This is a genomic window from Lysinibacillus sp. NPDC096382, assembly GCF_044762845.1.
Taxonomy (GTDB): Bacteria; Bacillota; Bacilli; order Bacillales_A; family Planococcaceae; genus Lysinibacillus.
In genome coordinates this window covers 170,547-192,480 of record NZ_JBIWFC010000004.1, presented here as the reverse complement: position 1 = coordinate 192,480, position 21,934 = coordinate 170,547, and the positions used below count along the sequence as shown (strand labels likewise).

The following is a 21,934-nucleotide window of genomic DNA, read 5'->3' as shown; positions in this document are numbered from 1 at the left end:
CACTCAAATTTTAGTACAAAAGGCGATAACATAGTATATAATAAATACAACTAGCCAATTCGTTTATTGTAGAATAGGAGGCTTACGATGGAGTATATCATCATTCCGGTTATCCTACTATTAATTTTAGCAATAGTAGGATTTATGATGCGACGAAAACATACAACAATCATTACTAAACTTGAAAATGAAAAATCACAAATACAAAACAATCCCATAAATGAGGAAATTTCAAAAGTTAAATCTTTGAACATGAACGGTGAAACGGAAGAGATGTTTGAACGATGGCGTAATAGCTGGGATGAAGTCATCGATGTACATATGACAAAAATTGATTCACTTTTATTTGATGCAGAGGATCAAATCAATAGACTTCGTTTTAAGAAAGCAACGTTAATTGAACGTGAGATAGAAGATTACATTCAAAAATGTGAACAAGATAAAGATAAAATTTTAGAAGAACTAAATGAATTAATTGGCAGCGAAGAAAAAAATCGTATTGAAATTGAACAATTAAAAGAATACTATCGCTCTGCACGTAAAACATTGTTAGCTCACCAACATTCATTTGGTGTAGCATTACCGGCTCTGGAGAAAAAGCTGGAGATGTTTGTTCAAAAGTTTGAGGAATTCGATGTACTTACTAGCGAAGGGAATTATTTGCAGGCTCGAGAAATTGTTATTGGATTGAACCAAGAATCACAACAGACATTTGAATATATTAATGATGTCCCAACAATTTTGACTGAATTACAAGTAAAGCTACCAGGAGCGGTACAAGAATTACGTAGTGGCCAGCGTGAAATGGAGGAGCAATCCTACTATTTACAGCATTTAGAGCTAACTAAGGGGCTCGATAAATTTGATGAAGAATTTGCAACATTAAAAAATGAATTAGCAGAGCTTAATTTAACCGTTGTTAAACCACGTGTAGCTGAAATAAATGAAGAGATTGATCACTTTTACGATCTACTTGAAAAAGAAGTTATTGCTAAAAATTATGTTGACCAAAATTGTGATCGTTTATTAAGCTCAATTACTAATGTTATAAGTTCAACAAGATTAGTAAGTGATGAAGCAACTTTTGTGCAGCAAAGCTATCGTTTAAATGAAAAAGATGCAGAAATTCCAAAAGCTGGATTAAAGCAATTAGAGGCTTTACAACGTCGCTATGATTTATTAGCGATGCGTGTTAGGGAGGAAAAATCTGCATACTCAAGTTTGCAGGAAGAATTGATTGAAATTAACGAGGAACTTGAACGTATTCATGAGGAGCAAGGTCACTTATCAAATACGATGAAGAAGCTCCGAATTGATGAAAACAAGGCCCGTGCACAAGTAGAAAACTTAAAGAAAACATTACAAGAAACAGATCGTCTATTGAATAAGGCGAATATTCCAGGTATTCCTGAAGAGATGGACGCTCGTCTAGATGAGGCAGCAGAGCATATTTATGTAGTTGTGCAAAGCCTTCAAGAGGTACCACTCAATATGGGAACAGTTCATAACAATTTAAATGCTGCAACACTTTGTGTAGAGGATGTAAAAGCGAAGGCGCATGAATTGATTGAAAATGTAATGCTGATTGAACGTATTATTCAGTATGGTAATCGTCATCGTGCCACAAATCCAAAATTGCATACTTGTTTAAGAGAAGCAGAAAAATCCTTTAATCAATTCCGCTATTCCAAGGCATTAGAAGAGGCTGGAACGGCAGTTGAAGAAATGGAGCCAGGTGCTTTAAAGCGAATTCAAGAACTTGTAGCAGAAGAAACAGTATCAAAATAGTCAAGTATAATAAAGAATTACATCAGCTGTCTAAAAGGTATAGTTAATACTTTTTAGACAGTTTTGTTATAAAGGTGCAAAATTCAATAAACATATGATTTTACGTCTTGGAACGGTTGAGGAAGCTACGCATTCATTTTTAATGAGAAATGGAACGGGAAGCTTGACATGCTGTCTCACTACGATATTGATTAAAAACTATTAGAGGTGTTTCAAATGCATTTATATATTCGGGAAATGAATGAAATTTTTGCGACTGATATTTTAAGTTGGAAATATGAGGAACCATATGATTTTTATAACAATGATCTATGCGATGAAGCTCTAAAAGAAATTCTTGAAAGTCCGTATTATTCAATTGTCAATGATAAAGAAGAGCTAGTTGGTTTTTTCTGTACAGGAACATCAGCACAAGTACCTATAGGACGTGATTATAGTGCGTATTTAGACGAGTACATTGATGTGGGGATAGGGATGAAGCCTGAGCTAACAGGAAAAGGTTATGGTTCAGAATTTTTTTCATTTATTTTAAATCAGCTACAACAAGAAAATCATAGTCCCCTTCGTTTAACAGTAGCTACATTTAATACAAGGGCAATTCACCTGTATGAAAAATTTGGCTTTACAAAAGTCATGGAATTTACAGCTTCAACTGAATTTATAACAATGAAGAAAGATTGAAAATAAGCGTGTTGACTAGGATTTATAGTGGTGAAATTCGCCTTCAATACGGTGTTGAAATATAGTTTAAATATGGTCGCTGAAAGTTGAGGATGGCATTTATTTAAAGCATATGTCATGTATATAAGTTGATTGGAGTGGAGGTTGGGCGACTCCTTGGGGATCAGCGGCTCATCGGACGCCCCCAGCCGGAACGGAAATCAACCTCACGTTATAGTAATAAGCCTAACAATGCAAAACCCAAATTTTTATATTCAGGAAACGCTCATAGTAAATTTTAATATGCCACTCTATAATGGGTGGTTTTGCACATTAAAAGCAAACGAATGAGTGATTAAATTAGGATAATTGTTAAAGTTAGTAGTCAATCGCTGAAGATTGCGTTATGATAAATACCGTTAAATCAACGTTTTGAAAGTGTGTGAATATTAATGAAAGTTAATACAATCTATTTAGACAACAGTGCAACAACAAAACCTTTAAAAGAGGTTATGCAAGCATTTATGGCAGTGAATGAGCAGTATTATGCCAATCCTGCTTCCATTCATGCAATGGGTGTTGAATCAAACGAATTGTTAATGCGTGCACGTGAGCAAGTAGCAGATATTTTGCAGACAGAAGCAAAAAATGTGCTATTTACATCAGGTGGTACTGAATCCAATAACACGGCTATATTTGGTTTAGCAAGTAGCAATACACATAAAGGAAATCATATTTTAACAACCGAAGTTGAACATCCATCTGTTCTTGAATCTGTTAAGCAACTTGAGCAAGAAGGTTTTGATGTGGAATACTTACAAGCCGATAAAAATGGCGTTATTTCTTTAGAGGAGCTTCGTACAAAAGTGCGCAAGGATACCATTTTAGTAAGTATGATGCATGTAAATAATGAAATGGGTGCTATCCAACCAATTTTTGAAGCTGCAAAAATTATTCATGAATCAAGTCGCGCAGCTTTTCACGTGGATGCTGTACAAAGCTTTGGAAAGTTACCAATATTATTTAACGATGAAGATGGACCAGACTGTATTTCAATTTCTGGCCATAAAATTCATGGCTTTAAAGGTTCAGGTGTACTAGCGTTCCGTAAAAAAATGAAATGGCAACCATATGCACTTGGCGGAGGGCAGGAGTTTGGTTTACGTAGTGGAACAGTAGCTGTACCGCAAGCAGTAGCTTTATCCAAAGCAGCCCGAATGGCAGTCGAGACGATGAATAATCGTGCAAAAAAATATCGACAATGGAATGATGAAATATGTACGCAATTACGTGGTTATGGAGATGTAGTGCATATTTTATCAACCCCACAAGGTGCGGCACATATTTTATCTTTTAGTATTCGAGACTTAAAAGGTGAAGTCATTATCAATGCATTGCAAAAACGCAATGTAATTGTGTCAACATCGAGTGCTTGCTCATCGAAACAGACAAAAACAAGCCATGTTGTTGAAGCTTTAAATATTGATGAGCACTTTAAAAAGGGTGTTATTCGTATAAGTTTTGGAGCGCATGTAACAAATGAAGATATAGTAAAGTTTAAACAAGTATTAGATGAAGTATTGATGGAACTTAAAGGAGAATATTAAAAATGATTTGGAAAGAAATTTTAATTCGATATGGAGAGCTTTCTACAAAAGGTCGCAACAAGATGGATTTTATTCGTCGTTTACGCGAGAACATTCGTCATGCGTTTGCGGATTTAGGACATTTACACATTCGCACAGAGCGCGACCGTATGTTTATCGCCATTCAAAATGAAACACAAATGGACGTTCTATTAAAAGGATTACCTAAAATTTTTGGTATCCAATCTTTTAGTCCAGTGGCAGCATGTGAAAAAGACATGGAGGCCATGAAAAAACTTGCCATAACAATTATGGATACATTTAAAAATGAGCAGCTTACTTTTAAAGTAGAAGTAAAGCGTACAGATAAAACATTTCCGTTAGAATCACATGCTATTCAACGTGAAATTGGTGGTTATGTATTACCACAATATCAAAATTTATCAGTAAAGGTGAAACAGCCTGATATCGAGCTTCGTGTAGAGGTACGTCATGATGCAACATATATGATGGCACAAGTTATTCCGGGTGCAGGTGGAATGCCTGTAGGTTCGAATGGTAAATCTTTATTAATGCTTTCTGGTGGAATAGATAGTCCTGTTGCAGGTTATTTAATGATGAAACGTGGAGTGCGCTTAGAAGCGATACACTTCTTTAGTCCACCTTATACAAGCCAAAATTCATTAGAAAAAGTAAAGGTGCTGGCTAATGAATTAACGAAATTTGGCGCTAATATACGTTTACATGTTATTCCTTTCACTGAAATCCAAGTTCTTATTAAAGAAAAAGTACCTTCTAATGTATCGATGACAACAACTCGTCGTATGATGCTAAAAGTTGCTGACAAAGTACGAGAAGAAATTGGTGCATTAGCAATTGTTACAGGTGAAAGTCTTGGACAGGTAGCAAGTCAAACTCTTGAAAGTCTAACAGCTATTAATGCCGTAACGAACACACCGATTTTACGTCCATTAATCTCATCAGATAAATTAGAAATTATCGATATTGCAGAGAAAATAGGCACATACGAAACGTCTATCCAGCCATTTGAAGACTGCTGTACAATTTTTACTCCAGCAAGTCCAAAAACAAAGCCAAAGCTTGAAAAGGTTGAGCATTACGAAAGCTTCTCGGATTTTGATGAGCTAATCGAACGAGCAGTGAAAAACCGTGAAGTCTATATATTCCCGAAAAAAGAGCAAGAAGCCGATAAATTTGCAGATCTTCTATAGAAGAAACTTGCGATTTCATAAGCTAACGAGCCGACTCAGAAGTCTTGAGTCGGCTTTTTTGTTCATTTCCTTCGTAGGCACAATTTACCTATAAAATTTTCGTATTAAAAATCTAATATCGCACATTCTATATTCACAAGGAGGTGAGAGACATGACTTCAACAAATCGCAGTTCAAACAAACTTGCTGTACCTGGTGTAGAGTACGCTCTAGATCAAATGAAATACGAAATTGCACAAGAATTTGGTGTTCAATTAGGAGCTGACGCTTCAGCTCGTGCTAACGGTTCCGTTGGCGGTGAAATCACTAAACGTCTTGTACAAATGGCAGAATCACAATTAAAAGGTATGCCAAACAACAACCTATAATTGCATAATCAGCAATTATTAAAATTAAAACCAGTGACCGTAAAAGGCACTGGTTTTAGTTTGTTTAAATTTTTTATTTTTATCCTGTATTAACGGACTGTATCAAAAGAGAAGCGAGTTGTTCCTATTTCAATTCAATGAGAGCAAAGAAATAGGTGAGGCTAACTGCCCGTAAAAAACCGATTGGTGAAAACTAATAAAAGTTTCACCTTTATCCTACAAATGATTTAAATGTAGAGACTGTATTTGCAATATCCTCACTTTGGCAAATTGCAGAAATAACTGCTATCCCATCAGCACCTGCTTTAAATACCATAGGAGCATTTGAACAGTTTATGCCTCCAATTGCAACGATAGGGAGATCCGGATATTGCATCCGAGCTTGTTGTAAAAAATTAGTTCCACTAGGTGGATTGGCGTCACTTTTAGAAGTGGTTGAAAAAATCGGACCAATTCCTACATAATCAGCACCATATTGTAGAGCAGTTTGTAATTCAGCTTGTGAATGAACAGAAACACCTAAAATCATGTTGCCAATTTTATTACGCACCATCGACACAGGAAAATCCTCTTGCCCAATATGAACACCGTCTGCTCTAAGATTTATAGCCAGCTCGACATCATCGTTGACGATAAACGGAACATGATATTGTTGACAGAGCTTTTGACATTTACGAGCAAAATCTTCATAGGCTTGCCCAGTTAGTGTATTTGGTCCTTTTTCACGATATTGAAACATCGTAATTCCAGATTGCAGAGCTTTCTCTAAAACGTTTAATGGCTCGTGTTTGAAAACATTACTTGTACCCATTATAAAATATAGCTGTAGATCGTCATGTTTCATGAATGATCACCTCGCAGGAATTCTTCAAGTTTTGATAAGCAAAATGATTGGTAGGACCATGTCCATTACCAATAGATAAATCATGAGTTATTGCTAATTGAATAAATTTTTTAGCTTCCTCAATCGCATCTTCTAAAGTTAGTCCACGACCAAGAAAAGCAGTTAATGCAGCGGAAAACGTACAGCCTGTACCATGCGTATTTTTGGTTGCAATACGAGTGGACTGCATGGAAAATGACCGACCATCTTGGAAAAATACATAATCAGTAGCATAACATTTATCCTCTAAATGACCGCCTTTAATAATGACGCATTGAATGCCCATTTGTAATAAGACCTTAGCTGCTTCTTTAATATCTGTTAAAGAATTGATTTTCCTTCCAGAAAGGGTTTCTGCCTCTGGAATGTTCGGTGTTACCACTGTTGCTATAGGTAGCAAACAACTGCGTAATGCCTCAATTGCTTCTTGCTGTAATAAGCTTTCGCCACCTTTTGCAATCATGACAGGATCTACTATAAGCGGACTATTTATTTCAGTTAAAATCCGTGCAATTGATTGAATAATTTCCGAGGAAAACAGCATTCCGGTTTTAATAGCACTTATTGAAAAATCCTCGACAAGCGCTTGGAGTTGTTTTTCGACAAAACTAACTTCAATTGGTAAGACATCCGATACCCCGAGTGTATTCTGGGCGGTTAAAGCTGTAATAACAGACGTTCCAAACACCTTTAATTCCTGGAATGTTTTTAAATCAGCCTGTATCCCTGCACCGCCACCACTATCAGAGCCAGCAATTGTCGTTACAATATGCATCATTGTTCACCACCCTTGGAGAGGCGGTGTAGTTCGTTCAATACTGCAATTTGAAAATCGCCAATATATGGGGTAGAAGAAGCAGCTTGCTCTGCCACTTTTTTATAAAGCGATAATGTTTCTATTAATTGGTCAAATGGCTTATTTCCTACGAGGTAGGAAGCACAACAAATGGCACTCAATAAGCAACCTGTTCCAGTGACTTCTGTCATTTGTGAATTTCCACCTGTAACCCATTGCTGATGTTCGCCATCAGTAATAAAATCCTTTTCACCGGTCACAATAACAATACAATTGTAAAGTTGAGCTACTTTTTGTGCCTCAACTTCTAAAGAAATTGAACCACTACCACTATCTACGCCTTTTTGTTGCCATTCTACATCGGCTATTGCTGCAAGCTCTCCGACATTACAACGAATAGCAGCAAAATTTATTTCCTTGAGTAATTGTTGTACCGTTTGTTTCCGGTAAGTTGTTGCACCTGCAGCAACAGGATCTAAAACAACGGGAATGCCAAGAGCATTTGCTGTTTTTCCTGCAAGTAACATTGATTCTTTCATTCGCTCATTAAGGGTACCGATATTTATTAATAAGCCTGAGGCAATTGCGACCATTTCTTCAACTTCATGACTGTCATCTGCCATAACTGGTGAAGCGCCTATAGCTAATAAGCCATTTGCTTGGAAATTAGCTACAACATAATTAGTAATGCAATGAATTAGTGGATTTTGTTTACGGATAGTATGAAATAACATTTTTAGTCCTCCTTGTTGGATGGACGTAAGCGTGCAAAAAAGGCTCTTTTTCGTGTAGAAAAAAACACGTAAAAGAGCCTTTCATCAGTAAATAGATGTGAATTGCTCCCTACGTCAGTATTAACTAACAGGTTCAAAGGGTCAGGTTTTACCTTCTCAACTCTAAATGAGTCCCCCTGCAATCATGCTTTTAGTTGACCAAAATGTACCATATTATTCATTCGTGTTCAATAGTTTTTTTCTTCATTGCGAAAACGGCACTAATGCTAAGTCGAAATGGATAGTACCAATACGTGACTGATGCCATATAGCAGAGCATGATAGTTGTCACGACTTTAATGAATTGGAGTGAATTCCATTGAAAATGATAAAAATTGAGTTTTATAATGAGCGTACAAAAGGGGGCATTTGCCATGAAAAGAGAAGATTTAATCGCACCAGAGTGGTATAACATTTCAGATGAAATTGAAAAATATGCACAGGATTCTACTAAAAATGCATTATTAGTTTATAACGAAGATGAGGAAATTCAATATTTAACATATCGAGCTTTACTTGAAAAGGCAAACCAGGCAGCACATGTATTTACATCTCAAGGTTTAAAAAAAGGTGATGTTATTTTGGTCATGGTGCCAAGATCAGTTGAAGCGTATATCGTTTATATTGCTGCCTTAAAGGCAGGCTTAACCATTATACCCAGCTCAGAAATGCTAAGAACTAAGGATATTGAATATCGAATCAATCATGCCAATGCAAAAGGCGTTGTTGCATTTGAACCTTATATTGAACAATTCGATAATGTGGGAAGTTTACAAGAAATACAACAGTTTGTCATTGGTCATGCACATGAACCTTGGCAGCCATTGCTTGAAAAAATGCAACATCAACCGACGACTTACATAAGTTCTACACCGACTAAGAGTACAGACATTGCATTTTTAGCATATACGAGTGGTACAACAGGCAATCCAAAGGCAGCGGTTCATACACATAGCTGGGGTTATGCGCATTTGCGAACTACTGCTCCAAATTGGTTAGGTGTACAAGAAGGTGACATTGTTTGGGCTACCGCAGCACCAGGTTGGCAAAAATGGATATGGAGTCCGTTCCTTGCTACATTAGGAAGTGGTGCGACAGCATTTGTTTACAAAGGTCACTTCGATGCGGCAACATACCTTTCATTGCTTGAGAAATTCAATATTAATATTCTGTGTTGCACACCGACCGAATACAGATTTATGGCAGGTCTTGAAAATTTGCAAGACTTTAATTTAAGTACGATACGTCAGGCTGTGTCAGCCGGTGAACCTTTAAATAGTGAAGTGATAAAAGTATTTTCCGAGGTCTTTAATGTACAAGTACGAGATGGTTATGGACAAACAGAGAATACATTACTTGTTGGAACAATGGTAGGGATGGAGGCTAGAATGGGCTCAATGGGTAGACCTACTCCAGGTAATATGGTTGAAATTATTAATGATTTTGGAAATCCTACTGTAATTGGAGAAGTAGGAGATATTGCTGTGCACTGTGAATCACCCGCGTTATTTAAGAAGTATTTAAACGATCCCGAACGTACAAATTTACAATTTAGGGGCGAATGGTATATTACAGGAGATCGTGCATATAAAGATGAAGATGGCTATTTTTGGTTTGAAGGACGTGGAGATGATGTCATTATTTCGTCTGGGTATACGATAGGTCCATTTGAGGTAGAAGATGCGTTATTGAAGCATCCAGCAGTAAAAGAAACGGCCGTAGTCGCGAGTCCGGATGAAATTCGTGGAAATCTCGTGAAGGCATTTGTTGTGCTCTCTGATGGAGTAGTTGGTGATGAAACGCTAATAAAAAAACTACAAAGCCATGTAAAAACTTTAACTGCCCCTTATAAATATCCTCGTGCTATTGAGTTTGTTACTGAGCTACCAAAGACTGCATCAGGCAAAATTCGGCGTGTCGAATTACGTGAGCAAGAAAAAATCCAATATAGTAATCATCGTTGATTTCCTAGGAAATAATGTCGAAAATCAAAGTTCCTGCTTTTTTTATGAACTTTGATTTTTTTTTTATAGTAGATAATGTAGTATAGGTTGAATAAGTTAGATTGGTTAAAGCTTTTGCATAGTATTTGTCAGTTACCAAAATTTGGAAATGTAATTTGTTAAAATGTGTAATTTGTTTCTAAGTGGATTGGAAACGTCATAGATTTAGACCTGAGTAAGCCGAGTAGAGGAGACAAAGGTTAAAAGTATCATATTCTGTGATAACGATGCACTTTCGCAAGAGATCAACCCCATGTTATGGTGCTAAGCATATTATTGCAATAAGTATGAAACAAATTTGGATATCAATCGTATAACGTTATGAGGAGGCGGAAAGATATGAATGGTAAAAGGTGGACCGCTTTAATAATTGCAGGTGTACTATTAGTGTTTTCATTAGGGATCAACACAATTTTTGCAATTTTTAAATCGAATTTCTTTAGTAATTTTGATAGCTTGGTGGAGGGAAACGATTTATCTGTGATGGAAGAAGTTAAAGAAAGTGGCGAAATGGATAAACGTATTGCATACTTAAAGGTTGATGGTACGATTCAAGATGTTGGCTCAAGTTCGTTTTGGGAACCAGTTTCTTATGATCATCAATTTTTCTTAGATCAATTAGAAAATATTTTAAGTGATAAGACTGTGGAAGGTATCGTCTTAAGTGTTAATTCGCCAGGTGGCGGAGTAAAGGAATCAGCTGAAATCTATAAAAAACTCATGGAAATTAAAGAAGAGAGACAAATTCCAATCTATGTAACTATGGATTCGATGGCAGCTTCAGGTGGTTATTATATTTCAGCCCCTGCAGATAAAATATTTGCGCAACGTGATACAATTACAGGTTCGATTGGTGTCATTATGCAATCTATTAATTATCAGGCGTTAGCAGAAAAAGTTGGTATTAAATATGAAACGTTTAAATCTGGTGAACATAAAGATATGCTTAGCCCAATGCGTGAAGTGACACCGGAAGAGCGTGCTATGATGCAAGACATGATTAATGAAACTTATCAGGAATTCGTTCATATTGTGGCAAAAGGTCGTAATATGTCTGAAGCTAATGTGAAAAAAGTTGCCGATGGTCGAATTCTTAGTGGTAAGAAGGCTCTTGAAGCGGGCTTAGTAGATGAGATTGGCGATGAGGAAGCAGCAATTACTGCAATGCGTAAAGACTTTAGTTTAGAGGACGCAGAATTATTTGAGTATTCATATGAGACGGGTGGTTGGCCATCATATGTTGGGATGAAGATTGGATCAATGTTTGGCCCTTCAGCAGAGGAAAAAATGTTGATGAAAATTATGGCAGATTATAAAGCACCAAAAATGATGTACTTATATGGCGAAAACTAAGGAGGGAGTACAATGACAAACAATGATATTGTTATGCAAGGTTCACCCTCTATGGAGAATACGTTCCTAATAGATAAACCAACTACGAATAAAAATTATGCGTTAAAAACGGCAGGCTTTTGGATACGTTTTTGGGCATTTTTATTAGATGGATTCGTTATTACAGCTATAGTTGGAATTCTCGTTAACCCAATTTTTTATTTAATGGATTGGTCATTATCTGAGTCTGTATGGTATGCACCGATTTCGATTATATCCGCTATTCTTTATTACAGTTATTTCGTATTAATGACGAAGTTTTTTGGGCAAACATTAGGGAAAATGATATTTGGATTACGTGTTATGTCATTAAAGCATGATAAGCTTACTTGGTCAGATGTGTTATTCCGTGATTGGATAGGGCGTATCATCAACAGCATTTTCATGCCACTTTATATTCTTGTAGGCATTTTACCAAACAATCAAGGTTTACATGATTTTTTCGCGGATACAACAGTCGTTCATGAAAAAGTTTATATTGAAAAAGATATTGTACAATCATCTTTGCCAATCAAAGAGCAAAAGACTGAATCTGTACCTCTAGAGGAAAAACCAGAACCTGAAAAGCTGGAAAAACATAACGAAGAATAATGGCTTGAGCTGTCTCATTACGGTGAGACAGCTTTTATTTTTGTGAGGATAGAGGTGATTAATGGTTAGTTCATTGGAGAAAAGCCCCGAAAGTTGGGATGACATTTTATTATAACGTATACAATGAATAAAATTGATCTTCGTTCCGGCGGGGTGACTCATTGGGGATTAGTAATAGAGGAACGAAGACTAAATGTATCACGTTCTGTGATAACGCCTTCGAAAAGTGCTTAGTCAGAACGAATATCAACCCTATATTATGGTGATGAGCTTGGAAAATGGTGCAATCATAAGCAAGTATGGTAGAACAGGTTCGAAAAAATTCTTTCAAAACTATTTTGATGAGCTGTCTTAGTTGCAATTAATTCCCTCCATTTAGTAATATTATGTACATATGAAGATTAGGAGGCGTTTATATGGCACAAGTAACATTTAAAAATGGCCCAGTAACACTTGTAGGTAACGAAGTAAAAGTTGGAGACAAAGCACCAGACTTTACTGTATTAGCGAATGATCTATCACCTGTTACATTAAAAGATTCAGAGGGGAAAATTCGTTTATTTAGCGTTGTACCATCATTAGATACTGGTGTTTGTGATGCACAAACACGTCGTTTTAATGAAGAAGCAGCAAATTTAGGTGACAATGTAGTTATTTATACGGTATCTGTTGACCTTCCATTTGCTCAAAAACGTTGGTGTGGTGCAACGGGCATTGATGCTGTTCAAACAGTTTCAGATCATCGTGATCTTTCATTTGGTGAAGCATACGGTGTCTACATCCAGGAATTACGCCTTCTAACGCGTGCGGTGTTTGTTGTGGATGCAAATGACAAAGTGACATATGTGGAATATGTTCCTGAAGCAACAAACCATCCAAACTATGAAGCGGCAATTGCAGCTGTCAAAGCACTAGCATAATTTATTGATATTAGGCTAAGATATTACTAGACAAAGGGGCTGTGACAAGTTTTTGTCACGGCTCTTTTCTGCTTGAAAGGAAGTTGTGTATGGAAAATATCGAAAAGTTATTTGGTATGCTAAATGAACATGCTGAAAAGATAGAAAAAGAACATAATGTTACATTGCTAGAGGGGATTTTAGATGGTTTAGAGGCATGGTTAGATGGGGAAGTTAATTTTTCACAAGACGGTGCTACAAAGGAAGATGTGCGCAAAGCAATTCAAATTGCTGTTTTAAAGGGAATGCGAAAAGGTTCTCAGCCGAATCACCAAATGACACCTGATACTCTTGGATTATTAGTTGGTTATTTTGTGGAGCAACTATTTGCAGAGCGTCTAGAAACAGAAAAAATATCTATTTTAGATCCAGCAGTAGGTACAGGGAATTTACTATTAACAGTTATGAATTTATTAGACGGAAAAACAGAAGCTACAGGTGTAGAAGTTGATGAGCTACTTATTCGTATAGCTGCTGCTACAGCTGATTTGACAGAGCAACCCGTTTCCCTATTCCGTCAAGATACTTTACAAGATTTATTAGTAAATCCTGCAGATGCTGTTGTTTGTGATTTACCGGTCGGGTATTATCCGAATGAAGAAGTCGCATTAGATTATGAACTATGTGCTTCAGAAGGAATGAGTTATGCACATCACTTATTTATTGAGCAGTCCATTAATTACACAAAGGATGGTGGCTACTTATTTTTCTTAGCACCAACCCATCTCTTCGAGTCTGAGCAGTCGAAACAACTGCATAAATACATTCAAAAGCATGCTTGGATTCAAGCGATTATTCAATTACCAGATACAATGTTCGCCAATAAAGCACTTGAAAAGAGCATTGTCATTTTGCAAAAGCAAGGTAAGGAATTCAATGCTCCAAAAGAAGTACTATTAGCAAAAGTACCAAACATGCAAAATAAACAAGCTCTTGCTATGTTCTTCGAAAAAGTGAAGATGTGGCAAGAAGGGAAATAAGTATAAAAGGTATCCAAAATAGGATACCTTTTAGTTTGCGCTAAAAGAATAAATATAAAATAGCTTTTACTTCGAGTCGTCGCAAAAACGAGAGGGGTGATTTTCGTTCCTCTATCGCTGATCCCCAAGGAGTCGCCCAGTCTTCACTCCAATCAACCAATGCACTAGCGTGTCACTTAATGATATAACGAAGCTTCAGCGAAGTGTAGAAAAACCCCGCTTAGCACTGGAAGGAGCGTCTTAACTTTCCCGTTTTTCTCTATGATGAGTCATTACCTAATAAATAATCAAATCTTTTAATATTATAGCTTCCGATGTCAATTCACTGCATGGTGTAGAACAATTGCCTTATTTAATAGGACACATTAATCTTAAAGTCATAAAGGTTTTTCAACAATAAGAAAAAGGTACCCAAAATTGGATACCTTTTATGTAAGACAAAATTAATTTTCAGGTGTACGGATTACAAGTACGTCACATTTAGCTGAGCGTACAATTGCTTCAGATACTGAACCGATTAGGAAGCGTTCTACTGCATTTAGACCAGTTGCACCACAGATGATTAAGTCTGCGTCTACAATTTTAGAAAGCTCTTTTGTAATGATATTTTTTGGTGAGCCGTATTCAATTACAAGGTTAACATTTGTTAAGCCTTCTTCTTCAGCTTGTTTTTTGTAACCATTTAATAGCTCTTCAGAGAATGCTTGAGCACGCTCAGCAATTGAACGATCATATGCTTCGATTGCAGCGAATGAACGTGTGTCAATAACATTTACTAAATTTAATACAGCACCTTCGTTACGTTTTGCTACATCAATCGATTTACGGAAAGCGTATTCAGCTTCCTTAGAACCGTCTACTGCAACTACAATGCTTTTATATTTATTAGCCATTTGAATTACCTCCCTGATTTGTATATGTTGATTATACCAAATGATTTTCTAAAGGAAATACTTTCCGGAAGAAAAAATGTGAAGAAGTGAAGGCATTTACATGCACAAAAAAATAAAAATTACTATCAAAAAGCAATTTTTTTGTTACTTACGAGGCATTCTCCAGAAAATCGCTTATCGACGAGAATAACTAATTACCAATATATTAATTGGAATGTTTACTGTTGTTAGAATATTAGGAATTTTATCTATTATTATTTTAATTAAAGCATTTTTTGTTTATGTTTGGTAATATGGAAGTGCAAGGGGTGCATCAATACATCGAAGAGTATGTAACAAAAATGTGCTTATTTTTTAGGTAATGGAAGGGGACAGGGAAGATGAAGATTGGTATTCCAAAAGAGATTAAAAACAATGAAAACCGTGTAGCTATGACACCAGCAGGGGTTGTTACATTAACGAATGCAGGCCATGAAGTGTACATTGAATCTGGAGCAGGTTTAGGCTCAAGCTTTACAGATACAGACTACGTTGCTGCAGGAGCTCATATTGTTGAGACAGCAAAAAAAGCATGGGCACAAGAAATGATTATGAAAGTAAAGGAACCCGTAGCATCAGAATACGATTACTTCTATGAAGGTCAAATCTTATTTACTTATTTACATTTAGCGCCAGAGCTTGAATTAACGCAGGCACTTTTAAATAAAAAAGTTGTAGGCATTGCTTATGAAACAGTGCAATTAGCAAATGGTTCCTTACCACTTTTAACACCAATGAGTGAAGTTGCTGGTAAAATGGCAACGCAAATTGGTGCACAATTCTTAGAGAAAAATCATGAAGGTAAAGGTATTTTACTAGGCGGCGTATCGGGTGTACCACGCGGTAAAGTTACAGTAATCGGTGGCGGTATAGCTGGAACAAATGCGGCGAAAATAGCTGTAGGAATGGGTGCTGATGTAACGGTTATTGATTTAAGCCCAGAGCGTTTACGTCAATTAGAAGATTTATTTGGCCGTGATGTTCAAACATTAATGTCGAATCCTTATAATATTGCAGAATCAGTGAAAAACTCAGATTTAGTAGTTGGGGCAGTTTTAATTCCTGGAGCTAAAGCACCAAAGCTTGTTTCTGAGGAAATGATTCAGTCAATGCAACCGGGTTCAGTAGTAGTCGATATTGCTATTGACCAAGGCGGAATTTTTGAGTCATCTGATCGAGTGACGACACATGATGATCCAACGTATGTAAAACACGGAGTTGTGCATTATGCAGTAGCAAATATGCCAGGAGCTGTACCACGTACATCAACAATTGCTTTAACAAATAATACAATTCCTTATGCGCTACAAATTGCGAATAAAGGTTACAGACAAGCGTGTGTTGAAAATGCTGCACTGAAACTAGGTGTTAATACTATAGATGGACATCTTGTTTACAAGGCTGTTGCAGATTCTCAAGGTTTGCCATATGTAAATGTTGATGAATTAATTCAATAAGTAACATAACAAAAGGAAGCACCATGTTTAATTATGAGTGCTTCCTTTTGTGTTGCATGTTGGTTGCTTCCTTTTCCTTAAATAAACTTACAGTACAATCAAATCTTTCGGGAATTTTGTAAGTATTTCTACGCCATCTTTTGTTACTACCACATCATCTTCAATGCGGACACCAGTCACATCGGATTTATAGATACCTGGTTCAATTGTGAAGACCATGCCTTCTTCCATAGTCATTTCATTAGCGCCTGTAACAGAAGGGAATTCATGTACAGAAATGCCGAGTCCATGACCAAGTCGATGTGTGAAATATTCGCCATAGCCTGCGTCAGTAATAGTATCACGAGCGATTTTATCTAAATCCATTGCGCGAACACCTGGTTTTACAGTTGCGATTGCATTTGTGTTAGCAGCTAGTACTGTGTTGTAGATTTCCTTTTGTGCCTCACTAGGTTCACCAAAGGCAACCGTACGTGTAATGTCAGAACAATAACCGTCGTAAATTACGCCAAGGTCGAATAATATCATATCGCCTTTTTCTATTTTTCGAGCACCTGGTTTACCGTGTGGAGAGGCTGTTTTTGGACCGCTCAATACCATTGTTTCAAAGGACATCTTGCAGCCTTTATCCTGAATAGCGCTTTCTATCGCAGTTAAGATTTCCATTTCTGTTTTGCCTTCAGCAATTTCTTTACAGCCGATTTCAATAGCATAGTCAGCTAGTTCTGCAGCTTTACGTAATTTTTCTAATTCAATTTCATCTTTAATTACTCGCATAGCATTGATTTTTTCGTCGAGACGAACAAAACTAGCCTGCGGGAATGATTGTTGTAGGGCTTCTAAACGCTCTACGATGAGCTGAGCTTTTTCAATAGCAAATGTTTGTGGGTTAACATTACGAGCTTTAATAGCTTGGGCAAGAACTTCCATTGAATTTTCAGTATCTTGATGACCGATGACCTCATAAGGCCAACCTGCATCCTTCGCATCTGGGATTTCCATTTTGGGGCAAATCAAAAAAGGTTCTGCCTCTTTAAAAATCATCACGCCAAGTAATCTCTCGTGCGGATTACTTTTAAAGCCTGAAACGTAAAAAACATTATCAGGTGTCGTTACGAAAGCGGCATCAATTTGGTTTTGTTGTAAATAGTTTTGAATTTCTTCAACCTTTAACATACACAGTTCCTCCTCTTATTGCATTGAAAAAAACTTCAAGTGCTTAGCTAAATTTATAGCCTCCCCGGCATGGGGCTTCAACGAAATGAATAATTGTTTCCTACAAGGTATACCTGTTAGGAAAGTATCTATTATTCTCTGTACTAGCATATCAAAAAAAGGGAAAAATCGCATGGATAGCGAATAAAAATGATGTGGCACAATATGTACTGCTGGGAGGAAACTTATATGGAAATTAGTTATCATGGACATTCAGTTGTTAAAATTCAATCAAATGGGAAAACAATATTAATAGATCCATTCATTAACGGGAATGGGCTAACAGATTTAAAGGTTGCTGATGAGGCTCCGGATATTATTTTACTTACACATGGCCATAATGATCATGTCGGTGATACAGTGGAGCTTGCGAAGAAAAAAGATGCGCTTGTCATTGCACCGAATGAGCTAGCCAATTGGATTTCTTGGCAAGGAGTTAAAACGCATCCAATGCATATAGGGGGAGCTAAGGAATTTGATTTTGGTAAAGTGAAGTTTACTCAAGCGTTCCACGGTTCGTCATTTGTAACAGAAAATAATGAAATTATATATATGGGGATGCCTGCTGGAATTTTATTATTTATCGAAGACTTAACGATTTATCATGCAGGGGATACAGCTTTGTTTAGTGATATGAAATTAATTGGAGAACGCCATCCTATTGATATTGCATTTTTACCGATTGGTGACAATTTTACGATGGGCCCAGAGGATGCTGCTTGTGCAGTTTCATTTTTGAAGCCGAAAATTGTCGTACCAATTCATTACAATACATTCCCTCCAATCGAGCAGGATCCACAAATTTTTGCAGATTTAGTGCAAAATGCAGAGGTTCAAACTTTAAAAGTAGGTGAAAAAGTTAACTGTTCCTAATTAGTGACACTGCTGTACTATATGAGTTGGCACCACGTGCGTAGTTGAAACGATGGGAAAAGTAAAACAAATTATCACTTTACATTAAATATTTTAATAAAAAATATGGTACACTAAGAGCAGAATTTGATGCTTGAGAAATAGGTGATATTTTGTCTACAAAACATGAGAGAATTTTACAATACATCGAATCATTACCCGTGGGTGATAAAATTTCAGTACGTCAAATTGCAAAGGAAATGCAGGTGAGTGAAGGAACGGCATACCGCGCCATTAAAGAAGCGGAAAATCGACGTTTAGTAAGCTCTATAGAACGTGTTGGAACAATTCGTATTGAGAAGAAAAAGAAAGAAAATATTGAGCGATTAACCTTCGCTGAAATAGTTAACATTATAGACGGCCAAGTTTTAGGTGGAAAAACAGGTCTACATAAAACGTTAACGAAATTTGTTATTGGTGCCATGCAATTAGAAGATATGATGCGTTATACAGATGCTGGGAGCTTGCTCATCGTTGGTAACCGTATAAAAGCACATGAAAATGCGCTGCGAGCTGGTGCTGCTGTTTTAATTACAGGGGGCTTTGATACAACTGAGGAAAACAAGTTACTTGCAGATTCCTTGGACTTACCGATTATTTCAACAAGCTATGATACCTTTACCGTAGCAACAATGATTAACCGCGCAATTTATGACCAGTTAATCAAAAAAGATATTTTATTTATTGAAGATATTTTTGTGCCGATGACAGATACTTCTGTTCTTCGAAATGATGAAACAATTCATCATTTCCAAAAGCTAAATGAACGAACAACTCATGGTGCATTTCCCGTTGTTACAGCAAACAATAAGCTTGTTGGGATGATTACCGTAAAAGACGTTATTGGTCGAGAAGAAAACGAGCTAATTGATAAGGTTATGACAAAAAATCCGATTGCTGGATCGATGAAAATGAGCGTTGCCTCTGCAGGACATCGTATGATTTGGGAAGGGATTGACCTATTACCAATTGTTGATGATGACAATATTTTGCAAGGTGTGATTAGTCGACAAGATGTACTAAAAGCGCTTCAGCTTGCTCAAAGACAACCGCAGCATGGTGAAACGATTGATGATTTAGTGAAAAACGAGATGAAGGTACTTGGCGATGAAGAATTAATCGTAGATTTTAAAGTAACACCACAAATGACAAACCAATACGGTGCAATTTCTTATGGAGCATTCACAACTTTGTTAGCGGAAGTTGGCTCATTCGCATTAAAGCGCCGTAAACGTGGGGATGCAGTTGCCGAAAACATGACGATTTATTTCATCAAGCCTGTGCAAATGGAAAGTACACTTACTGTAAAGCCTCGAATATTAGATATGAGTCGTAAGTTTGTGAAAATGGACTTCGAAGTGTTTAATCAACAAATGCTTGTTGGGAAGGCTATGATGATGTTCCAACTACTGGAACGTTAAGTAAACACAAAAAGGGATGGTCTAGGGTAAATGCTAGACCATCCCTTTCACTTCTTTCAGCGGGTGTCACGGAATCGGAGGGGAGTTATTAGCCTATAACAGCTAACTGACCTGCATCGGTGCCGCTCCCGCTGCGTTAGCACTACGCATCGCACAAAAAACATCTGTTGCTGCCGCTACGCTTTCGCACAAAAAAATATATGCTGCCCTAAGCACAAAGCCGATTTCATACGCAATTATGCCGGTGCATAATTGATTATTTATTGGTTAATTCGGTACTCCTCGTCAACAAATTGACCGTAATGACGAACCCTTTTAATATTTTCTATAACAACAAAGATGCCTAAAACGATAAGAATTGCTACAATAATAAATGTATATAACCCAGGGAATAAATAGGCTTGGTTTAAACCAAATAAAAGGATAAATGTACCGAAACTTACATTAGCTTTACTTTTGTACCAATTTTTAGCGATTGGTAATGAAGAACGAAACTGTTTTGTTTTAAAATAAAAATAAAAAACAAATGATATGATTATTGCAAATACAAATATTAAATTGAGCATAGTAAACCTCCTAGCATAACTAGTCATTATTGTAACGATAATTAGAGAAAAATGCTAACGGTTATTACTATCATTTTGGGGGAAATTAATTTGAAAAGACAAATCATCGACACAATTGCTTCATATGAAACAATCATTATTCATCGCCATGTGCGTCCAGATCCAGACGCATATGGATCTCAGCAAGGGTTAAAAGAGCTTATTTTAGCAAATTATCCGGAAAAGAAGGTTTTTGCTGTAGGTGAGCATGATGAATCTTTATCATTTTTAGCATATCCAGATTACATTACGGATGATATATACGACGATGCTTTAGTTATAGTGACAGATACGGCTAATACTGAACGTGTTGACGATCAACTCTATACAAAAGGAAAAATGATCATAAAAATAGATCACCATCCAAATGATGATCCGTATGGTGATTTACTTTGGGTGGATACGAATGCGAGTTCTTGTAGTGAAATGATTTATGAGCTTTTTGAGGAAGGGAAACAAGAAGCAAACTGGATTCTACCTGATGCCTCCGCTAGATTATTATTTGCCGGTATTGTAGGGGATACAGGACGTTTCCAATTCCCTAGCACGACCGTAAAAACGTTTAAAATTGCAGGAGAGCTTATTACATATAATTTTGATCGAAATCAAATTTTCGATGGAATGTATGAAATGGATCAAAAGCTATTAAATTTACAGGGCTATATTTATCAAAATTTCAAAATGGATGAGTATGGAGCAGCGCATATCAAGCTGACAAAGGAATTGCTGGCAGAATTCAATGTTGTACCGTCAGAGGCGTCACTGTTAGTTGGCTGTCTTGGAAGTGTGAAAAGTATTTGTGCATGGGTGGTCTTCATTGAAGAGAACGATCAAATTCGAGTGCGTTTACGTTCAAAAGGCCCTATCATTAACACTTTGGCGAAGGAATTTAACGGTGGAGGGCATCCTCTTGCATCTGGGGCTACAGCTTACTCATGGGAAGAAGCAGAGCGTGTAATAATACGATTACAGGAAATTTGTAAGGCGTATCAATAAACATAAATATTTGGGCTCATCACTAAAATTTGTGGATGACATTTGTTAAACTCGTATGCCATATTTAAGTTGATTGGAGTGGAGGCTGGGCGACTCCTTGGGGATCAGCGTCACAGATGAGACCCTGGAGCGAGCAAATAGGGGAACGAAGGCTAAAAGCATCACGTCCTGTGATAACGCCTTCGTTTTGCTGCCGCTACGTTACACTACGCTTTCGCACAAAAAACATCTGTTGCCCCAAGCGGCTCATCGGACGCCCCCAGGAAGCTCTGCTCTGCGCGAAAGCGAAGCGTCAGCGGCAAATGTTTTCTGTAGCGAAAGCATAGCGACAGCTACATAGCGCCCAGCCGGAACGGAAACCAACCACTCATCATGGTGATTATCC

General features: G+C 37.0%; 20 protein-coding genes and 1 riboswitch. Of the genes, 14 read left to right on the top strand and 6 right to left on the bottom strand.

Going from position 1 to position 21,934, the window contains the following annotated elements; translation table 11 throughout:
- Window positions 1–87: 87 nt before the first annotated feature.
- From ezrA to ACIQZA_RS08800, 5 genes are all read left to right on the top strand, one after another.
- On the top strand, window positions 88–1,788 hold the full coding sequence (gene ezrA, locus ACIQZA_RS08820) for a septation ring formation regulator EzrA (protein ID WP_400932409.1): 1,701 nt from the start codon (window positions 88–90) through the stop codon (window positions 1,786–1,788).
- 216 nt (window positions 1,789–2,004) lie between these two features.
- Window positions 2,005–2,469 (top strand): GNAT family N-acetyltransferase, encoded by a 465-nt coding sequence (locus tag ACIQZA_RS08815; RefSeq protein WP_400932411.1) that lies wholly within the window; start codon window positions 2,005–2,007, stop codon window positions 2,467–2,469.
- Between the two features lie 431 nt (window positions 2,470–2,900).
- Entirely contained in the window at window positions 2,901–4,055 is a 1,155-nt protein-coding gene (locus tag ACIQZA_RS08810) for a cysteine desulfurase family protein (RefSeq protein ID WP_400932413.1), read from the top strand.
- A gap of 2 nt (window positions 4,056–4,057) precedes the next feature.
- The gene (gene thiI / locus ACIQZA_RS08805) at window positions 4,058–5,266 is read left to right on the top strand and encodes a tRNA uracil 4-sulfurtransferase ThiI (RefSeq protein ID WP_142508777.1); all 1,209 of its coding nucleotides are present in this window, start codon (window positions 4,058–4,060) and stop codon (window positions 5,264–5,266) included.
- A gap of 152 nt (window positions 5,267–5,418) precedes the next feature.
- A complete protein-coding gene (locus tag ACIQZA_RS08800; RefSeq protein WP_142508778.1) occupies window positions 5,419–5,634 on the top strand; it encodes an alpha/beta-type small acid-soluble spore protein in 216 nt (71 codons plus the stop codon).
- Between the two features lie 211 nt (window positions 5,635–5,845).
- On the opposite strand, the gene thiE is transcribed toward ACIQZA_RS08800, so the two are convergent.
- The 3 genes from thiE to thiM are packed head-to-tail and all read right to left on the bottom strand — an operon-like array spanning window position 5,846 to window position 8,047.
- Entirely contained in the window at window positions 5,846–6,478 is a 633-nt protein-coding gene (gene thiE, locus ACIQZA_RS08795; protein ID WP_400932416.1) for a thiamine phosphate synthase, read from the bottom strand.
- Window positions 6,468–7,292, bottom strand: coding sequence for a bifunctional hydroxymethylpyrimidine kinase/phosphomethylpyrimidine kinase (gene thiD, locus ACIQZA_RS08790; RefSeq protein ID WP_400933158.1), 825 nt, complete (start codon window positions 7,290–7,292; stop codon window positions 6,468–6,470). The genes thiE and thiD overlap by 11 nt, the downstream gene beginning before the upstream one ends.
- Window positions 7,292–8,047 (bottom strand): hydroxyethylthiazole kinase, encoded by a 756-nt coding sequence (gene thiM / locus ACIQZA_RS08785; RefSeq protein WP_400932418.1) that lies wholly within the window; start codon window positions 8,045–8,047, stop codon window positions 7,292–7,294. The genes thiD and thiM overlap by 1 nt, the downstream gene beginning before the upstream one ends.
- A gap of 89 nt (window positions 8,048–8,136) precedes the next feature.
- Window positions 8,137–8,235, bottom strand: a riboswitch (TPP riboswitch).
- A 225-nt stretch (window positions 8,236–8,460) separates the two neighbouring features.
- On the opposite strand from thiM, the gene mbcS reads away from it, so the two are divergent.
- The 5 genes from mbcS to ACIQZA_RS08760 all read left to right on the top strand — a co-directional run bounded on the left by mbcS (window position 8,461) and on the right by ACIQZA_RS08760 (window position 14,011).
- Entirely contained in the window at window positions 8,461–10,050 is a 1,590-nt protein-coding gene (gene mbcS / locus ACIQZA_RS08780; RefSeq protein ID WP_402882125.1) for an acyl-CoA synthetase MbcS, read from the top strand.
- 378 nt (window positions 10,051–10,428) lie between these two features.
- A complete protein-coding gene (gene sppA / locus ACIQZA_RS08775) occupies window positions 10,429–11,442 on the top strand; it encodes a signal peptide peptidase SppA (RefSeq protein WP_402882127.1) in 1,014 nt (337 codons plus the stop codon).
- Window positions 11,443–11,454: 12 nt separating this feature from the next.
- Window positions 11,455–12,072, top strand: coding sequence for an RDD family protein (locus ACIQZA_RS08770; protein ID WP_400932424.1), 618 nt, complete (start codon window positions 11,455–11,457; stop codon window positions 12,070–12,072).
- A gap of 416 nt (window positions 12,073–12,488) precedes the next feature.
- The gene (tpx, locus tag ACIQZA_RS08765) at window positions 12,489–12,992 is read left to right on the top strand and encodes a thiol peroxidase (RefSeq protein WP_400932426.1); all 504 of its coding nucleotides are present in this window, start codon (window positions 12,489–12,491) and stop codon (window positions 12,990–12,992) included.
- 89 nt (window positions 12,993–13,081) lie between these two features.
- A complete protein-coding gene (locus ACIQZA_RS08760; protein WP_400932428.1) occupies window positions 13,082–14,011 on the top strand; it encodes a class I SAM-dependent methyltransferase in 930 nt (309 codons plus the stop codon).
- 443 nt (window positions 14,012–14,454) lie between these two features.
- On the opposite strand, the gene ACIQZA_RS08755 is transcribed toward ACIQZA_RS08760, so the two are convergent.
- Complete coding sequence (locus tag ACIQZA_RS08755; protein WP_049667487.1) at window positions 14,455–14,904, bottom strand: universal stress protein; 450 nt, start codon at window positions 14,902–14,904, stop codon at window positions 14,455–14,457.
- 380 nt (window positions 14,905–15,284) lie between these two features.
- Between ACIQZA_RS08755 and ald the strand changes: the two genes are divergently transcribed.
- The gene (ald, locus tag ACIQZA_RS08750; protein WP_402882130.1) at window positions 15,285–16,400 is read left to right on the top strand and encodes an alanine dehydrogenase; all 1,116 of its coding nucleotides are present in this window, start codon (window positions 15,285–15,287) and stop codon (window positions 16,398–16,400) included.
- An 87-nt stretch (window positions 16,401–16,487) separates the two neighbouring features.
- Here ald and ACIQZA_RS08745 read toward each other — a convergent pair whose 3' ends face one another.
- Window positions 16,488–17,576, bottom strand: a complete 1,089-nt coding sequence (locus ACIQZA_RS08745; RefSeq protein WP_400932432.1) for a M24 family metallopeptidase — start codon at window positions 17,574–17,576, stop codon at window positions 16,488–16,490.
- Window positions 17,577–17,804: 228 nt separating this feature from the next.
- On the opposite strand from ACIQZA_RS08745, the gene ACIQZA_RS08740 reads away from it, so the two are divergent.
- Together ACIQZA_RS08740 and ACIQZA_RS08735 are read left to right on the top strand one after the other, a co-directional pair.
- Window positions 17,805–18,488, top strand: coding sequence for a metal-dependent hydrolase (locus ACIQZA_RS08740; protein ID WP_400932434.1), 684 nt, complete (start codon window positions 17,805–17,807; stop codon window positions 18,486–18,488).
- 152 nt (window positions 18,489–18,640) lie between these two features.
- Window positions 18,641–19,948 carry a DRTGG domain-containing protein gene (locus ACIQZA_RS08735; RefSeq protein ID WP_142508788.1) on the top strand — a complete coding sequence of 436 codons (1,308 nt, stop codon included), beginning with the start codon at window positions 18,641–18,643 and terminating at the stop codon, window positions 19,946–19,948.
- A 260-nt stretch (window positions 19,949–20,208) separates the two neighbouring features.
- Here the strand turns inward: ACIQZA_RS08735 and ACIQZA_RS08730 are convergent, their stop codons facing one another.
- On the bottom strand, window positions 20,209–20,514 hold the full coding sequence (locus ACIQZA_RS08730) for a YtpI family protein (protein ID WP_142508789.1): 306 nt from the start codon (window positions 20,512–20,514) through the stop codon (window positions 20,209–20,211).
- A gap of 90 nt (window positions 20,515–20,604) precedes the next feature.
- Here ACIQZA_RS08730 and ACIQZA_RS08725 point away from each other — a divergent pair, with 90 nt between their 5' ends.
- Complete coding sequence (locus ACIQZA_RS08725) at window positions 20,605–21,549, top strand: DHH family phosphoesterase (RefSeq protein ID WP_400932437.1); 945 nt, start codon at window positions 20,605–20,607, stop codon at window positions 21,547–21,549.
- Window positions 21,550–21,934: the final 385 nt, after the last annotated feature.

Excerpts from the sequence above, each read along its gene's own strand:
- ezrA (WP_400932409.1), top strand. The coding sequence starts at position 88 with ATGGAGTATATCATCATTCCGGTTATCCTACTATTAATTTTAGCAATA.
- ACIQZA_RS08815 (WP_400932411.1), top strand. The coding sequence starts at position 2,005 with ATGCATTTATATATTCGGGAAATGAATGAAATTTTTGCGACTGATATT.
- ACIQZA_RS08810 (WP_400932413.1), top strand. The coding sequence starts at position 2,901 with ATGAAAGTTAATACAATCTATTTAGACAACAGTGCAACAACAAAACCT.
- thiI (WP_142508777.1), top strand. The coding sequence starts at position 4,058 with ATGATTTGGAAAGAAATTTTAATTCGATATGGAGAGCTTTCTACAAAA.
- ACIQZA_RS08800 (WP_142508778.1), top strand. The coding sequence starts at position 5,419 with ATGACTTCAACAAATCGCAGTTCAAACAAACTTGCTGTACCTGGTGTA.
- thiE (WP_400932416.1), bottom strand. The coding sequence starts at position 6,478 with ATGAAACATGACGATCTACAGCTATATTTTATAATGGGTACAAGTAAT.
- thiD (WP_400933158.1), bottom strand. The coding sequence starts at position 7,292 with ATGCATATTGTAACGACAATTGCTGGCTCTGATAGTGGTGGCGGTGCA.
- thiM (WP_400932418.1), bottom strand. The coding sequence starts at position 8,047 with ATGTTATTTCATACTATCCGTAAACAAAATCCACTAATTCATTGCATT.
- mbcS (WP_402882125.1), top strand. The coding sequence starts at position 8,461 with ATGAAAAGAGAAGATTTAATCGCACCAGAGTGGTATAACATTTCAGAT.
- sppA (WP_402882127.1), top strand. The coding sequence starts at position 10,429 with ATGAATGGTAAAAGGTGGACCGCTTTAATAATTGCAGGTGTACTATTA.
- ACIQZA_RS08770 (WP_400932424.1), top strand. The coding sequence starts at position 11,455 with ATGACAAACAATGATATTGTTATGCAAGGTTCACCCTCTATGGAGAAT.
- tpx (WP_400932426.1), top strand. The coding sequence starts at position 12,489 with ATGGCACAAGTAACATTTAAAAATGGCCCAGTAACACTTGTAGGTAAC.
- ACIQZA_RS08760 (WP_400932428.1), top strand. The coding sequence starts at position 13,082 with ATGGAAAATATCGAAAAGTTATTTGGTATGCTAAATGAACATGCTGAA.
- ACIQZA_RS08755 (WP_049667487.1), bottom strand. The coding sequence starts at position 14,904 with ATGGCTAATAAATATAAAAGCATTGTAGTTGCAGTAGACGGTTCTAAG.
- ald (WP_402882130.1), top strand. The coding sequence starts at position 15,285 with ATGAAGATTGGTATTCCAAAAGAGATTAAAAACAATGAAAACCGTGTA.
- ACIQZA_RS08745 (WP_400932432.1), bottom strand. The coding sequence starts at position 17,576 with ATGTTAAAGGTTGAAGAAATTCAAAACTATTTACAACAAAACCAAATT.
- ACIQZA_RS08740 (WP_400932434.1), top strand. The coding sequence starts at position 17,805 with ATGGAAATTAGTTATCATGGACATTCAGTTGTTAAAATTCAATCAAAT.
- ACIQZA_RS08730 (WP_142508789.1), bottom strand. The coding sequence starts at position 20,514 with ATGCTCAATTTAATATTTGTATTTGCAATAATCATATCATTTGTTTTT.